At 64.7% G+C, this 14805-nt stretch carries 12 protein-coding genes; 10 read left to right on the top strand and 2 right to left on the bottom strand.

Features of this window, described 5'->3' with window-relative positions; all coding sequences use genetic code 11:
- Positions 1-4 precede the first annotated feature (4 nt).
- The gene (nudC, locus tag CKW13_RS10020) at positions 5-835 is read left to right on the top strand and encodes an NAD(+) diphosphatase (RefSeq protein WP_095108431.1); all 831 of its coding nucleotides are present in this window, start codon (positions 5-7) and stop codon (positions 833-835) included.
- Here nudC and CKW13_RS10015 read toward each other — a convergent pair.
- Positions 803-1582, bottom strand: coding sequence for a TSUP family transporter (locus tag CKW13_RS10015; protein WP_095108430.1), 780 nt, complete (start codon positions 1580-1582; stop codon positions 803-805). The two genes, nudC and CKW13_RS10015, sit on opposite strands and share 33 nt — an antisense overlap.
- A 187-nt stretch (positions 1583-1769) precedes the next feature.
- Between CKW13_RS10015 and pssA the strand changes: the two genes are divergently transcribed.
- The 9 genes from pssA (at position 1770) to nahK (ending at position 14023) form a co-directional block, all read left to right on the top strand.
- A complete protein-coding gene (pssA, locus tag CKW13_RS10010) occupies positions 1770-3113 on the top strand; it encodes a CDP-diacylglycerol--serine O-phosphatidyltransferase (RefSeq protein WP_095108429.1) in 1344 nt (447 codons plus the stop codon).
- 92 nt (positions 3114-3205) lie between these two features.
- Positions 3206-4216 (top strand): AraC family transcriptional regulator, encoded by a 1011-nt coding sequence (locus tag CKW13_RS10005; protein ID WP_095108428.1) that lies wholly within the window; start codon positions 3206-3208, stop codon positions 4214-4216.
- Positions 4217-4441: 225 nt separating this feature from the next.
- Positions 4442-6100 (top strand): AMP-binding protein, encoded by a 1659-nt coding sequence (locus CKW13_RS10000; RefSeq protein WP_095108427.1) that lies wholly within the window; start codon positions 4442-4444, stop codon positions 6098-6100.
- 16 nt (positions 6101-6116) lie between these two features.
- On the top strand, positions 6117-6884 hold the full coding sequence (locus CKW13_RS09995; RefSeq protein WP_095108426.1) for an SDR family NAD(P)-dependent oxidoreductase: 768 nt from the start codon (positions 6117-6119) through the stop codon (positions 6882-6884).
- A 12-nt stretch (positions 6885-6896) separates the two neighbouring features.
- The gene (locus CKW13_RS09990; protein WP_095108425.1) at positions 6897-8090 is read left to right on the top strand and encodes an acetyl-CoA C-acyltransferase; all 1194 of its coding nucleotides are present in this window, start codon (positions 6897-6899) and stop codon (positions 8088-8090) included.
- Positions 8091-8100: 10 nt separating this feature from the next.
- On the top strand, positions 8101-9228 hold the full coding sequence (locus CKW13_RS09985) for an acyl-CoA dehydrogenase (protein WP_095108424.1): 1128 nt from the start codon (positions 8101-8103) through the stop codon (positions 9226-9228).
- A 14-nt stretch (positions 9229-9242) separates the two neighbouring features.
- On the top strand, positions 9243-10016 hold the full coding sequence (locus CKW13_RS09980) for an enoyl-CoA hydratase (RefSeq protein ID WP_095108423.1): 774 nt from the start codon (positions 9243-9245) through the stop codon (positions 10014-10016).
- A 274-nt stretch (positions 10017-10290) separates the two neighbouring features.
- Positions 10291-11454, top strand: coding sequence for a nitric oxide-sensing protein NosP (gene nosP / locus CKW13_RS09975; protein WP_095108422.1), 1164 nt, complete (start codon positions 10291-10293; stop codon positions 11452-11454).
- Complete coding sequence (gene nahK, locus CKW13_RS09970; protein WP_176465086.1) at positions 11384-14023, top strand: hybrid sensor histidine kinase/response regulator NahK/ErcS'; 2640 nt, start codon at positions 11384-11386, stop codon at positions 14021-14023. The genes nosP and nahK overlap by 71 nt, the downstream gene beginning before the upstream one ends.
- A gap of 92 nt (positions 14024-14115) precedes the next feature.
- On the opposite strand, the gene CKW13_RS09965 is transcribed toward nahK, so the two are convergent.
- On the bottom strand, positions 14116-14781 hold the full coding sequence (locus CKW13_RS09965; protein WP_095108420.1) for a response regulator transcription factor: 666 nt from the start codon (positions 14779-14781) through the stop codon (positions 14116-14118).
- Positions 14782-14805 lie beyond the last annotated feature (24 nt).

Here is a 14805-nt window from a genome sequence, read left to right as displayed (position 1 = left end):
ACCTATGACTTCACGCTGGACCACCGCCGTACTGGATACCGATGTGCCGGGAGGCTGGGCCGTGGCCCGCAGCCGCGATGGCTTTTTGCTCGATGACAATGGCGCGCTGTTCCCGCGCGAATGGCTCAAGCGCCAGGATCTGTCGATCCTGGGCGAGCACGGCATCGGCCACCTCGATGGCGAGCCGGTGTACCTGCTGGAGCTCAATGCCCCCGCCGACGTGGCGGGTTGCCGTTGGCAGGGGCTGCGCGGTTTCATGCTCGACGGCGACCACACCCTCTACAAGGTGCTGGGCTACGCCGCGCAAATCGGCACCTGGGCCCGCGAACACCGCTTCTGCGGTAACTGCGGCCAGGCGATGGCGCAGATCCACTGGGAGCGGGCGATGTACTGCCAACCCTGTGACCTGCGCCATTACCCGCGCATCTCGCCGAGCATGATTGTGCTGGTTACCCGTGGCGACGAGGTGCTATTGGCCCGTTCGCCACGTTTTGTCAGCGGCGTCTACAGCACCCTGGCTGGGTTCGCCGAGCCAGGGGAATCGGCCGAAGACTGCCTGGTGCGCGAAGTGCGCGAAGAAGTGCAGGTGCAGGTGCGCAACATCCAGTACGTGGGCAGCCAGTGCTGGCCGTTTCCCCATTCGATGATGTTGGGTTTCCACGCCGAGTACGCGGGCGGTGAGATCGTGCCGCAAGCAGACGAGATCGAGGATGCCCAGTGGTTCAACATCCATGCGCTGCCGCCATTGCCGGCGTCACGCTCGATCGCCCGCTACCTGATCGACCTGTATGTGGCGCGGCGCCTAGGCCACAGCGAACCAGTGCTGCCAGGCTAGGCGCACGGTCAGGCCCAGCACCACGGTAATGAACACCGGGCGAATGAACTTCGCCCCACCACTGATGGCCGAGCGCGCCCCGAAGAACGCGCCGACCATCACCGCCAGGCCCATGCTCAGGCCGATGATCCAGTCCACCTGCCCGGAAAAGATGAACACCGACAGCGCCGCGATGTTGCTGACGAAGTTCATGCTGCGTGCCACCCCGCTGGCCTTGACCAGGTCGATGGGGTAGAGCAGCAGGCTGCTGACGGTCCAGAACGCCCCGGTGCCGGGGCCGGCCACGCCATCGTAGAAACCCAGGCCGAAGCCTTGGGTCGATTGCCACTTTTTCTTGATCGGCGCGTCGGCGTCCAGCGGCGCCTTGGGCGTGCCGCCGAATAACAGGTACAGGCCACAGCCGAAGACAATCACCGGCAGCATCTTGTTCAGCCACTCGGCGGGCAGGTAATGGGCGACGATGGCGCCGGTCAGCGCCCCCACCAGGGTGCCGACAATCGCGTGCAGCCACTGGCGCGGGTGGAACAGTTTGCGCCGGTAGAACGTGAAGCTGGCGGTGGCTGAGCCGAAGGTGGAACTCAACTTGTTGGTGCCCAGCACCAGATGCGGCGGCAACCCGGCGGTGAGCAGGGCGGGAGTGGTGAGCAAACCACCACCTCCGGCAATGGCATCGATGAAACCGGCGACAAAGGCCACGAGGGCAAGAATGGCGAGGGTGGTGAGGTCTACGCTGAGTTCCAAAGGCATGGGATCGACTTATTCGGCGGGGCAGGAGGGCAAGGGCAGGGCGCTATCTTACCCATAAGCCCTCTACCTGTGGGAACCCGCTCCCTCAGGCGTTCCTGCCAGGCGATAGACATTCGCGCCACAAGACCCAAACCTTTCCTTGGTGTAAGCTCTTGCGCTCTTCGGAATAGACCTTTTTGCGAGCCTTATGCCGTTGCTTTTCAAACGCTCCCTGTTGCCCAAGCTGCGCGGTTTCCCGCTGACCGCCGACGCCGTGACCATCCTCGACAGTGCCGCCGACTACCGGCGTTGCCTGCTGGAGAAAATCGCCCAGGCCACGCGGCGCATCTACATCGTCGCCCTGTACCTGCAACACGATGAGGCCGGCCAGGAAATCCTCGACGCCCTACACGCCGCCAAGGCCGCCCGGCCGCAGCTGGATATCGTGGTCATGGTCGACTGGCTGCGCGCCCAACGGGGCCTGATCGGCGCCGGCAAGCAACCGGGCAACAGTGCCTGGTACCAGGAACAGACGCGCCTGCACAGCAGCGAAGTGCCGATCTACGGCGTGCCGGTGCAGACCCGCGAGCTGTTCGGTGTGCTGCACCTCAAGGGTTTCGTGATCGACGACTGCGTGCTGTACAGCGGCGCGAGCCTGAACAACGTCTACCTGCACAAATTCGACAAGTACCGCTTCGACCGTTATCACCTGCTGCAATGCCCGGCCCTGGCCGACTCCATGCAGCACCTGGTGGAACATGGCCTGGTGGCGTCGCGGGCGGTGCATCGCCTCGACCTGCCGAACCTGCCCACCACCCGCAGCCTGCGTAACGACATCGGCGATTTGCGTAGCCGCCTCAAGCACGCCGCCTACGACACCAGTGCCGGGCGTGTGGTGATGGGTGAATTGTCGGTCAGCCCGCTGCTCGGCGTGGGCAAGAACAACCCGCTGAGCCGGGTGATCTGCGAGTTGATCGCCAGTGCCCAGCAGCAACTGACCATCTGCACGCCGTACTTCAACCTGCCCCTGGCGGTGACCCGGGAGATCAACCGCGCCCTGGCGCGCGGGGTGAAAATCGACATCGTGGTCGGCGACAAGACCGCCAACGATTTCTATATCCCGCCCTGCGAGCCGTTTCGCGTGATCGCGGCGCTGCCGTACCTCTACGAAATCAGCCTGCGCCGCTTTGCCAAGCGCCATCAGCACATGATCGACAGCGGCAAGCTCAACCTGCACCTGTGGCGCGACGGCGACAACACCTACCACCTCAAGGGCATGTGGGTCGATCAGCGCTACACCTTGCTCACCGGCAACAACCTCAACCCCCGGGCGTTTCGCCTGGACCTGGAAAACGCCTTGCTGCTGGACGACCCCAAGGGCGAGTTGTTGGCACCACGGGAGCAGGAGTTGCAGGCGATTTTCCGCCACACCCAGCGCATCGAGCGCTACCAGCAACTGGAAACCCTGGCCGAGTACCCGGCCGCCGTCGGCAAGTTCCTGCGCCGGGTCAGCCGGGTGCGTATCGAGCGGCTGCTCTATCGCATCCTCTGAGCGCCAGCCTTCAACCAATGGCTACTGGTTTTTTTGCCGTCCCCGCCTAAGATGGCCGTCACCTCAACCCGATCAAGGCTCAATTCGGTCAAATGGCGGAAAAAGACAGCATCTCCATCCACCTGGTCCGCGAAGCGCTGCTCCAGAGCTGCGAGCCCGATGGCGCTGCCGAGGTGCTGGGCAAAGTGGGCATCGACCCGCTTCTGCTGGCCGACCCCACTGCCCGCGTGCCCGCCACTGCCTATGCGCGGTTGTGGCGCTTGCTGGCCCGGCGTTTGGACGACGAGTTCTTCGCCATGGACCCACGCAAGCTCAAGTCCGGCAGCCTGGCGTTCCTCTGCCGCAGCGCCATGGCCCAGCCCAGCCTGGCCGCGGGGCTGGCCACGGGGCTGGAGTTTCTGTCGCTGATGCTCGAACACCTGCCGGCGCAACTGGTGCGCCAGCAAAGCCTGGCCGAGATCGTGCTGTTGGAGGACAGCGCCGAACCACGCCGGGCCTTCACCTATTTCACCTACTGGATGATCGTCCATGGCGTAGCCTGTTGGCTGGCCGGGCGGCGCATCCCGATCCTGGCCATCGAACTGCGCTGCGCGGCACCGGACTTTTGCCACGACTACCAGGTGATGTTTTCCGACAACCTGCGCTTTGATCGCCCGCGCACGCGGATGATTATCTCGGCCGAATACCTGGACCTGCCGATCAAGCGCAGCCTCGATGAACTCAAGCGTTTTCTGGCCCAGGCCCCGGCCAACATCCTGGTCAAGTACCGCGACCCGCAAAGCCTGGCCAGCCGCATCAAGCACGAGCTGCGCCAACTCCCCGCTGCCCACTGGCCGGAAACCCAAGCCCAGGCCCAGCGCCTGTGCATGTCCGCCTCGACCCTGCGCCGGCGCCTGGCGCAGGAGGGCCAGACCTACCAGGGCCTCAAGGACAGCGTGCGCAAGGAGCTGGCGATTGTCTGGTTGGCCGAACCGCAGATCAGCTTCGCCGAGATCGCCACGCGCCTGGGCTTTGCCGACGTCAGCTCGTTCTACAAGGCCTTTCGCAAGTGGTCGGGCTCCAACCCCGGCCACTACCGCAGCCTGATCCTCGACGAACCGTAGCAAGCGCTCGCGCGTGCAGCGGCCGCAACATCGCCACGGCACAACCCCGTCGAGGGGCGCTGCGCAGGCGAGCCTGCTGGCTACAAACGCGATGTCGATCAACCATGGCCAAACCAGTCAAGTAACTTGGTGGCTTTGACCATTGTCCCCCCAGGCCCAGGGCGCCAGTATTTGCAGGCTTTTGTGTAGCTCCCATCCTAATAACAACAGCGAGGGATTCTGCTGATGCGCGATTACCTGACGGCCGCGGCGCAATTCGATTACCACCACACTGTAAACGCCACCCTGGCGGGCAATCTGCAGGCACTTAATGCCTGCGTGGAGTGCTGCGACCGGCATGCCTTACCTGGGCGCATTGCGCTGTTCTGGGAGGGCCGCGACGCCAGCAGCGCGACCTATACCTTCAGCGACTTGCAGGACAAAGCCGCGCGTTTCGCCAATTTTCTGCGTGCCCAAGGGGTCAAGCAGGGCGACCGGGTCGCAGGCCTGCTCCCGCGCAATGTCGAGTTGCTGATTACCGTGCTCGCCACCTGGCGCCTGGGGGCGGTGTACCAACCGCTGTTCACCGCGTTCGGGCCCAAGGCTATCGAACATCGCCTCGTCAGCTCCGGCGCCACCGTGGTGGTCACTGACGCGGTGAACCGGCCCAAACTCAGCGAAGTGGCGGATTGCCCAGCCATCGTCACCGTCGGCGGCCCCAAGGGCCAGGGCATCGTGCGCGGCGATTGGAGTTTCTGGGCCGAACTGGGCAACCACAGCGCCGACTGCGAACCGGTGTTGCTGAGCGGCGAAGACCCGTTCCTGATGATGTTCACCTCCGGCACCACCGGCCCGGCCAAGGCCCTGGCCGTGCCACTCAAGGCACTGGTGGCGTTCCAGGCTTACACCCGCGATGCCGTGGACCTGCGCCCCGAAGACGCCTTCTGGAACCTCGCCGACCCGGGCTGGGCCTACGGTATTTACTTCGGCGTGGCGGGGCCCTTGTCCATGGGCCACCCGATCACCTTCTACGATGGCCCGTTCACCGTGGAAAGCACCTGCCGGGTCATCAACAAATACGCCATCAGCAACCTCACCGGTTCGCCCACCGCCTACCGCATGCTGATCGCCGGGGGCGACGAGTTCGCCCGCGCCATCAAGGGCCGTTTGCGCATCGTCAGCAGCGCCGGCGAGCCTTTGAACCCAGAGGTGATCCGCTGGTTCGCCGACAACCTGGGGGTGGTGATCCACGATCACTACGGCCAGACCGAACTGGGCATGGTGCTGTGCAACCACCACGGCCTGGCGCACCCGGTGCACCTGGGCGCGGCGGGTTTCGCCTCGCCGGGGCACCGCATCGTGGTGCTGGACGACAACCATCAGGAACTGGCGGCCGGGCAACCGGGGATTCTGGCCATCGACCGCCGCCAGTCGCCGATGTGCTGGTTCGCCGGTTACCAAGGCGCGCCGACCAAGGCCTTCGTCGGCGACTACTACCTGAGCGGCGACACCGTGGAACTCAACCCCGACGCCAGCATCAGTTTCGTCGGGCGCAGCGACGACGTGATTACCACCTCCGGCTACCGGGTCGGCCCCTTCGACGTGGAAAGTGCCCTGATCGAACACCCGGCCGTGGTCGAGGCCGCCGTGGTGGGCAAACCCGACCCGGAGCGCACCGAACTGGTCAAGGCCTTCGTCGTGCTCGGCGCCCGTTTCGAGGGCCACCCGCAATTGGCCGAAGAACTGCGCCAACACGTGCGCAAACGCCTGGCCGCCCATGCCTACCCCCGTGAAATCGAATTTGTCAGCGAGCTGCCGAAAACCCCGAGCGGCAAGTTGCAGCGCTTCATCCTGCGCAACCAGGAAATCGCCAAGGCTCAAGAGGCCGCGGCCCACAAGGTCTGAACCCAAGGACACGACGATGCAGATTGAAAACAAGGTATTTATGGTCAGCGGCGGCGCCTCGGGCCTGGGCGCGGCCACCGCACAGATGCTGGTCAAGGCCGGCGCCAAAGTGATGCTGGTGGATTTGAACGCCGAGGCGGTCGCCGCCCAGGCCGAGGCCCTCGGCCCGCAGGCGCAGAGCGTGGTGGCAGACATCAGCCAGGAAGCGGCGGCGCAGGCAGCGGTCGAGGCCACGGTGGCGGCGTTCGGCGGTTTGCACGGCTTGGTCAACTGCGCCGGTGTGGTACGCGGCGAGAAGATCCTGGGCAAGAACGGCCCCCATGCCCTGGCCAGTTTCAGCCAGGTCATCAACGTCAACCTGATCGGCAGCTTCAACCTGATGCGCCTGGCCGCCGAGGTCATCGCCCAGGGCGAGGCCAACGCCGACGGCGAGCGCGGGGTGATTATCAACACTGCGTCGGTGGCGGCATTCGACGGCCAGATCGGCCAGGCTGCCTACGCGGCGTCCAAGGGCGCCATCGCCAGCCTGACGCTGCCGGCGGCCCGCGAACTGGCACGTTTTGGCATCCGCGTAATGACCATCGCCCCCGGTATTTTCGAGACGCCGATGATGGCCGGCATGACCGAAGAAGTGCGCGCCTCCCTGGCCGCTGGCGTGCCGTTCCCGCCGCGCCTGGGCAAACCGGCCGAGTACGCCGCGCTGGCCCGGCATATCATTGAAAACAGCATGCTCAACGGCGAGGTGATCCGTCTCGACGGTGCCTTGCGTATGGCCGCGAAATAAGGAGGATTTGCCATGACTATTGCCCACGACCCGATTGTGATTGTCAGCGCTGTACGCACGCCCATGGGCGGCTTCCAGGGCGATTTGAAAAGCCTGACCGCGCCGCAACTGGGCGCGGCAGCTATCCGCGCCGCCGTGGAGCGGGCGGGTGTTGGTGCCGATGGCGTCGATGAAGTGTTGTTCGGCTGTGTGCTGCCCGCGGGCCTGGGCCAGGCTCCGGCACGCCAGGCCGCCCTCGGCGCCGGCCTGGACAAGGGCACTCGCTGCACCACCCTGAACAAAATGTGCGGCTCGGGCATGGAAGCGGCCATCCTGGCCCACGACATGCTCCTGGCCGGCAGCGCCGACGCGGTGGTGGCCGGCGGCATGGAAAGCATGTCCAACGCGCCGTACCTGCTGGACCGCGCCCGCAGCGGCTACCGCATGGGCCACGGCCGGGTGCTCGATCACATGTTCCTCGACGGCCTCGAAGACGCCTACGACAAGGGCCGCCTGATGGGCACCTTCGCCGAAGACTGCGCCGAGGAACACGGTTTCAGCCGTGAAACCCAGGACGCCTTCGCCATCGCGTCCACCACCCGCGCCCAGCAAGCCATCGCCGACGGTTTGTTCCACACCGAAATCGTGCCGCTGCACGTGACCGTGGGCAAAGAACAAAAAACCATCCGCGACGACGAACAGCCGCCCAAGGCCAAGCTGGACAAGATCGCCGGGCTCAAACCGGCGTTTCGCGAGGGCGGCACCGTTACCGCGGCCAACTCCAGTTCCATCTCCGATGGCGCGGCGGCGTTGCTGATGATGCGCCGCAGTGAAGCGCAAAAGCGCGGCCTCACGCCGCTGGCAGTGATCCACGGCCACGCGGCGTTTGCCGATACGCCGAGCCTGTTCCCGGTGGCCCCGGTGGGCGCGATCCGCAAGCTGATGAGCAAGACCGGTTGGGCCCTGGACGAGGTCGAACTGTTCGAGGTCAACGAAGCGTTTGCGGTGGTCAGCCTGGTGACCATGAGCCAACTGCACATCCCCCACGAAAAAATCAACGTCCACGGCGGCGCCTGTGCCCTGGGCCATCCGATCGGTGCCTCTGGGGCGCGGATCCTGGTGACCCTGCTCTGGGCCCTGCGCCAAAAAGGTCTGAAACGCGGTGTCGCGGCCATCTGCATCGGCGGCGGTGAAGCCACGGCCATGGCCGTTGAAGTGTTGTACTGAGGAAACCCCCATGCTGCCCAATGACGAACAACGACAAATCAGCGACGCCGCCCGGCAATTCGCCCAGGAGCGGCTCAAGCCCTTCGCTGCCGAGTGGGACCGGGAACACCGCTTCCCCCACGAGGCCGTGGGAGAAATGGCCGAGCTGGGTTTTTTCGGCATGCTGGTGCCGGAGCAGTGGGGCGGTTGCGACACCGGTTACCTGGCCTACGCTATGGCCCTGGAAGAAATCGCCGCCGGCGACGGTGCCTGCTCGACCATCATGAGCGTGCACAACTCGGTGGGTTGCGTGCCGATCCTCAACTACGGCAGCGACGAGCAGAAAGAACGCTTCCTCAAGCCCCTGGCCAGCGGCGCGATGCTCGGTGCCTTTGCGCTCACCGAACCCCAGGCCGGCTCTGACGCCAGCGGCCTGACAACCCGCGCGCGCCGTGAGGGCGACCACTACGTGCTCAACGGCTGCAAGCAATTCATCACCTCGGGCAAGAACGCCGGGGTGGTGATCGTCTTCGCCGTCACCGACCCCAGCGCCGGCAAGCGCGGCATCAGTGCCTTTATCGTGCCCACCGACGCCCCGGGCTACAGCGTGGCGCGGGTGGAAGACAAGCTCGGCCAGCACGCCTCCGACACCTGCCAGATCCTTTTCGAGGACGTCCAAGTACCGGTGGCCAACCGCTTGGGCGAGGAGGGCGAAGGCTACCGCATCGCCCTGGCCAACCTCGAAGGCGGGCGGGTGGGCATCGCCTCGCAATCGGTGGGCATGGCCCGCGCCGCATTCGAGGCCGCCCGGGACTACGCCCGCGAGCGGCAGAGCTTCGGCAAGGCGATCATCGAGCATCAAGCCGTGGCTTTTCGCCTGGCGGACATGGCCACCCAGATCGCCGTGGCACGGCAGATGGTGCATTACGCCGCCGCCCTGCGCGACAGCGGCAAACCAGCCCTGGTGGAGGCCTCGATGGCCAAGCTGTTCGCCTCGGAAATGGCCGAGAAGGTTTGCTCGCAAGCGTTGCAAACCCTGGGCGGTTATGGCTATTTGAACGACTTCCCGCTGGAGCGCATCTACCGCGATGTGCGGGTGTGCCAGATCTACGAAGGCACCAGCGACATTCAGCGCATGGTCATTTCGCGCAATCTTTGAACAGGAGTTTATCTGTGAGCTACGAAACCATTGTGTTGGACATTCACGACCGCGTCGGCCTTATCACCCTCAACCGCCCGCAGGCGCTCAATGCGCTGAACGCGCAAATCGTCAGCGAAGTGAACCAGGCCCTCGACAGCCTGGAAGCCGACCCGCGCATCGGCTGCATCGTCATCACCGGCTCGAAGAAAGCCTTCGCCGCCGGCGCCGACATCAAGGAAATGGCCGAGCTGACCTACCCGCAGATCTACCTCGACGACCTGTTCAGCGACAGCGACCGCATCGCCAACCGCCGCAAGCCGATCATCGCGGCGGTGGCCGGCTTCGCTTTGGGCGGCGGTTGTGAACTGGCGCTGATGTGCGACTTCATCCTGGCCGGCGACAACGCCAAGTTCGGCCAACCGGAAGTCAACCTCGGCGTGCTGCCAGGCATGGGCGGCACCCAACGCCTGACCCGCGCCGTGGGCAAGGCCAAGGCCATGGAAATGTGCCTGACCGGGCGCTTGATCGATGCGGTGGAAGCCGAGCGTGCCGGCATCGTGGCGCGCATCGTGCCCGCCGATGAATTGGTGGAAGAAGCCCTGAAAGTCGCCGCGGTGATCGCCGCCAAGTCGCTGCCGGTGTCGATGATGGTCAAGGAAAGCGTCAACCGCGCCTTCGAAGTGAACCTGGCCGAGGGCGTGCGCTTCGAGCGTCGTGTGTTCCATGCCGCCTTCGCCACCCAGGACCAGAAAGAAGGCATGGCCGCCTTCATCGCCAAGCGAGCGCCACAGTTCACTGACCGTTAAACCCTTCCTCTCGTCGATAGCAAGCGGGGTCGCCCGCTTGCTAGTCGAACACAAGGCCGAAGGCCACTGCGCTGGCCCCTGCGTCTTAGCAGGCTCCTCGCACGTCGCGGTGTCATTGGCTCAAGCCTCTCGCACGTCCGCTGCAAAGGGCGGTACTGACCGCCAGCCCATGTCCTCCCATCGAACCCCTCACCCAGTACCCAAGTAGCATAGGGTGCCGCCCCGGGGCTTCGTACACTCAGCGCTCAAGACAGCGCACCCGCGGGAGGCGAACATGCAGCAAGGCCAGGCCGAAGGTGTCGTCAGTGCCATGTCCCAAGCGACCGATGCGGAGCAAGCGGCCCAGGATCTGGCGCGGCAGTTGTTGCACCCGCATCTGGGCTTCGTGTTGTTTTTCTGCTCCGCCGAGTACGACTTGCAGGCCCTGGGCCGTGCCCTGGCACAGAGTTTTGGCGGTATTCGCCTGGCGGGTTGCACCAGCGCCGGCGAGATCACCCCCAACGGCTACGGGCGCGGCTGCATCACGGCGGTGGGGTTTGACCATCGGCATTTTTCCATCGCCCTCGAACTGATCGACCAGATGGAGCACTTCAGCCTGATCGACGCCCAGCAGATGGTCGAGCGCCTGGCCGGCGATTGCCGCAGCAACAGCCTGGCGCCGATCAAGGGCAACAGTTTTGCCCTGACCTTGCTCGACGGTTTGTCCAGCCGCGAGGAAATGGTCCTCGCCGCCTTGAGTGCCGCCCTGGGCGATATCCCGCACTTTGGCGGTTCGGCCGGGGACGACAATTACCTGACCCATACCCACGTCTACTTCAACGGTGAATTCCACAGCGGCGCGGCGGTGGTGGTGCTGGTCAATACCTGGCTGGATTTCGAGGTGTTCACCACCCATCACATCCTGCCGCGGGCGGAAAAACTGGTGGTGACCCACGCCGACAGCCCGCAGCGCCGGGTTTACGAGCTCAACGCCGAGCCCGCCGCCCAAGAATACGCGCGGCATATCGGCGTGCCGGTGGCCCAGTTGGACCACCGGGTGTTCGCCGCCCACCCCTTGGCCGTGCGCATCAATGAGCAGTACTACGTGCGCGCTATCCAACAGGTGCACGAGGACTTGAGCCTGAGTTTCTACTGCGCGGTGGAGAACGGCATCGTCCTTACGGCCATGACCCCCGGGCCGCTGCTGCCCAACCTGCATACCTTGTTCGATGGTTTGCAGGCGCGCCTGGGGGAGTTGCTGCTGACCATCGGCTGCGACTGCTTCCTGCGGCGCCTGGAACTGGAAGACGACGGCAGCCTGGAGCAGATCGGCGCTTTTTTGCGCGAACAACGGGTGCTGGGTTTCAACACCTACGGAGAACAGTTCAATGGCATGCACATCAACCAGACCTTCACCGGCGTCGCCATTGCCCGCAACCGCACCCGCCACGGCCGTTGACCTGCAAGGGCAGGTCGATGCCCTGCGCGAGCAGAACCGCAAGCTGCAACGCATCAATGGCGCGCTGATCGAGCGCATCGAATCCGGCGGCACCCGTGGCAACGACCCTTACTCGGCGTTCCAGCACTCGGTGGTGCTGGCCGAACAGGTGCGCGAACGCACCGATGCGTTGAACCAGGCAATGGCCGAACTCAAGGCCGGCAACCACTTGCTTAGCGAAGCGAGGCTGCGCGCCGAAACCGCGCACCGGCACCTGATCGACGCCATCGAGAGCATTTCCGACGCCTTCGTGCTGTTCGACGAAGAACAGCGCATCGTGTTGTTCAACAGCCGCTTCAAGGCGTTCTGGGCCAACAGCCGGGTGCGCATCATCGCCGGTATGCGCCTGAGCGAAGTCAAACGCCTAATGACCGGCACCGGGCTGTTCAGCGAAGAGCCGCGCGGCCACGCCGACGAACACCTGCTGTACCGCTTGCAGGACGGGCGCTGGTTGCAGGTCAGCGAGCGGCCGACCCAAGAGGGCGGGCGGGTGATCCTGTTCACCGACATCACCGAGGTCAAGCTCAGCGAAACCGTGCGCCGCGAACAAGCGGTGGCGCAAAAATCGCATCTGCTGCAACGGGCCGTGGACAACCTGTCCCAGGGCGTGGCCATGGTCAACGCCGAGGGCATCCTGGAGCTGTGGAACCGGCGCTTCCTGGAACTCAGTGGCCTGGCGCCGGTGGCGGCCCACCGGCCGTTCGCCGAGGTCATCGGCGACAGCGAACTGAGCCTGCTCACCCCGGCCAGCCGCGACCTCAATGGCCGTGTGGTGCGTGAGTGCGAGCAACGCCTGTACGATGGCCGGGTGCTGGAGATCCGCACCCATCCGTTGCCCACGGGTGGGTTCGTCAACACCTTCACCGACATCACCGAGCGCTACCAGCACGCCGAAGCCCTGAGCGAAAGCGAACGCTGGATCCGCCTGATTACCGACCACGTGCCCGCGCTGATCGCCTACCTCAACGCTGACCTGGTGTATGAGTTCACCAACAAGGTCTACGAAGAATGGTACTGCTGGCCCCGGGGCGTGATGCTCGGCCAAAGCCTGCGCCAGGTGCACAGCGAAGAACACTACCGGCGCCTGGAGGCCTACGTGGCGCGGGCGCTGGACGGCGAGAGCGTGACGTTCGAGTTCCCCGAAACCAATATCAATGGCCAGGAGCGCTACATGCTGCGCTCCTATGTGCCCAATCGCCTGGCCAGCGGCGAGGTGGTGGGGATTTTCGTGCTGATCCGCGACATCACCGAACGGCGGCGCACCGCCGAAGCCTTGCACCAGGCCTACCAGAACCTGGAACTGCGGGTGCGCGAGCGCACGGCCGAGCTGACCAGCCTCAACGACCAGTTGCTGCGCGAGATCGACGAACGCAGCCGCGTCGAATCGCGCTTGCGCGAAGCCAAGCTGGAGGCCGAACAGGCCAACCTGTCCAAGACCAAGTTCCTCGCGGCGGTCAGCCATGACCTGCTGCAACCGCTCAACGCCGCGCGGCTGTTCACCAGTGCCCTGCTGGAGCGCCGCGAGCCGCTGGCCAACGCGGTGCTGGTGCGCAACGTCAGCAACTCCCTGGAAGACGTGGAAAACCTGCTGGGCACCCTGGTGGACATTTCCAAGCTCGATGCCGGGGTGATAAAGGCCGATATCGCGCCATTCGCCCTCAGCGAATTATTGGAAAACCTGGCCGCCGAGTACGCCCACGTGGCCCGCAGCGAAGGCCTGCAACTGCACTTTGTCGCCTGCTCGGCGCTGGTGCGCAGTGACGTGCAGCTGCTGGCGCGGATCCTGCGCAACCTGCTCAGCAATGCCATCCGCTACACCCCCAGCGGCCGTGTGATGCTGGGTTGCCGACGCCATCGCCAGCGCTTGTCCATCGAGGTCTGGGACAGCGGCATGGGCATCGAGGCCCACAAGCTGCAAGAGATTTTCCAGGAGTTCAAACGCGGCGACGTGCAGCGGCCCAACCAGGACCGTGGCCTGGGTTTGGGCCTGGCCATCGTGGAAAAAATCGCCGGCATTCTTGGCCACCGCATCAGCGTGCGCTCATGGCCGGGCAAGGGTTCGGTGTTCGCCGTGGAGGTGCCGCTGTCGGCCACGGCGCCGAAACCGGCGCCGCGCCTGGCCCTGAGTGAACTGCTGGTGGAACGCTTGCGCGGGGCGCGGATCTGGGTACTCGATAACGACGCGGCGATCTGCGCCGGCATGCGCACCTTGCTCGAGAGTTGGGGCTGCCAAGTGGTCACCGCACTGTCGGAAGAAGACCTGGCGCGCCAGGTGGACAACTACCACAGCGAGGCTGACCTGCTGATCGCCGACTATCACCTGGACCAGGGCAAGAATGGCGTGGACGCCGTGGCCCAGATCAACGCCCGCCGCGCCAGTGCCTTGCCGGCGCTGATGATTACCGCCAACTACAGCAATGAACTGAAACTGCAAATGCGCGAACTGGGCCACACCCTGATGCACAAACCGGTGCGGCCGATGAAACTGAAGACGGCCATCAGTCATTTGCTTGGGCAAGTGCAGGGTTAGGCAGCCCGCGCTGTAAGCGGGCTTGCAGCCTCTAGAGGCAATGGCGGGCGAGCGGAGCGCCGCCCGGCCCGCTCCCACAGTGGGCCCGCCAGTCAGCGGCGCAGGTACGCCGCGAAATCAATATCCCCGGCACTGAGGATCGCCTGCACCCGGTTGTGCACGTTGAGCTTGCGCAGGATCGCGGAAACGTGGGCCTTGACCGTGGTTTCGGCGATTTCCAGGGTGTAGGCGATCTGCTTGTTGGATTCGCCCTTGGTCATGCGTTCGAGCACCAGCAATTGCTTGCGGGTCAGGGCCTGGAGCAGTTCAGGCGGGAAGTTGGGGGTGTCGTTCATCGTTCGGCGGGTGCCGGTTTTTTGCGTGCGGATGATGTCCGAAGGCAAGTACACGTTGCCGTTGAGGATCTGCTGGATGGCCTCGGTCATTTGTGCCCGGGGCGAGGATTTGGTGATAAAGCCCACCGCGCCATAGGTGATGGCTTGCAGCACGATCTGCTTGTCCTGCTCGGCGGAGACGATCACCACCGGGATGGTGGGCGCCTCGTTGCGCAGGTTTATCAAGCCATTGAGGCCGTGCATGCCGGGCATGTTCAGGTCCAGCAGGATCAGGTCCAGGTCGTCGTGTTCCTGGGTCAGGGCCATGGCGCTGTCCAGGTCGGCGGTTTCCAGCACTTGGCTACCGGCAAAACCGTCGCTGATGACGTTGCAGATCGCTTCGCGAAACAGGGGGTGATCGTCGGCAATCAGAATCTTGTACATGGCCTTTCACCTCGGTTTTTATGG

The sequence above is a fragment of the Pseudomonas sp. Irchel 3E20 genome (assembly GCF_900187645.1).
GTDB lineage: Bacteria > Pseudomonadota > Gammaproteobacteria > Pseudomonadales > Pseudomonadaceae > Aquipseudomonas.
The sequence above is the reverse complement of the archived record's forward strand: the minus strand, read 5'-3'. Positions and strand labels throughout refer to the sequence as shown.

Bases quoted from the DNA above. Each gene is read 5' to 3' on its own strand.
- nudC (WP_095108431.1), top strand. From the start codon at position 5: ATGACTTCACGCTGGACCACCGCCGTACTGGATACCGATGTGCCGGGA.
- CKW13_RS10015 (WP_095108430.1), bottom strand. From the start codon at position 1,582: ATGCCTTTGGAACTCAGCGTAGACCTCACCACCCTCGCCATTCTTGCC.
- pssA (WP_095108429.1), top strand. From the start codon at position 1,770: ATGCCGTTGCTTTTCAAACGCTCCCTGTTGCCCAAGCTGCGCGGTTTC.
- CKW13_RS10005 (WP_095108428.1), top strand. From the start codon at position 3,206: ATGGCGGAAAAAGACAGCATCTCCATCCACCTGGTCCGCGAAGCGCTG.
- CKW13_RS10000 (WP_095108427.1), top strand. From the start codon at position 4,442: ATGCGCGATTACCTGACGGCCGCGGCGCAATTCGATTACCACCACACT.
- CKW13_RS09995 (WP_095108426.1), top strand. From the start codon at position 6,117: ATGCAGATTGAAAACAAGGTATTTATGGTCAGCGGCGGCGCCTCGGGC.
- CKW13_RS09990 (WP_095108425.1), top strand. From the start codon at position 6,897: ATGACTATTGCCCACGACCCGATTGTGATTGTCAGCGCTGTACGCACG.
- CKW13_RS09985 (WP_095108424.1), top strand. From the start codon at position 8,101: ATGCTGCCCAATGACGAACAACGACAAATCAGCGACGCCGCCCGGCAA.
- nosP (WP_095108422.1), top strand. From the start codon at position 10,291: ATGCAGCAAGGCCAGGCCGAAGGTGTCGTCAGTGCCATGTCCCAAGCG.
- nahK (WP_176465086.1), top strand. From the start codon at position 11,384: ATGGCATGCACATCAACCAGACCTTCACCGGCGTCGCCATTGCCCGCA.
- CKW13_RS09965 (WP_095108420.1), bottom strand. From the start codon at position 14,781: ATGTACAAGATTCTGATTGCCGACGATCACCCCCTGTTTCGCGAAGCG.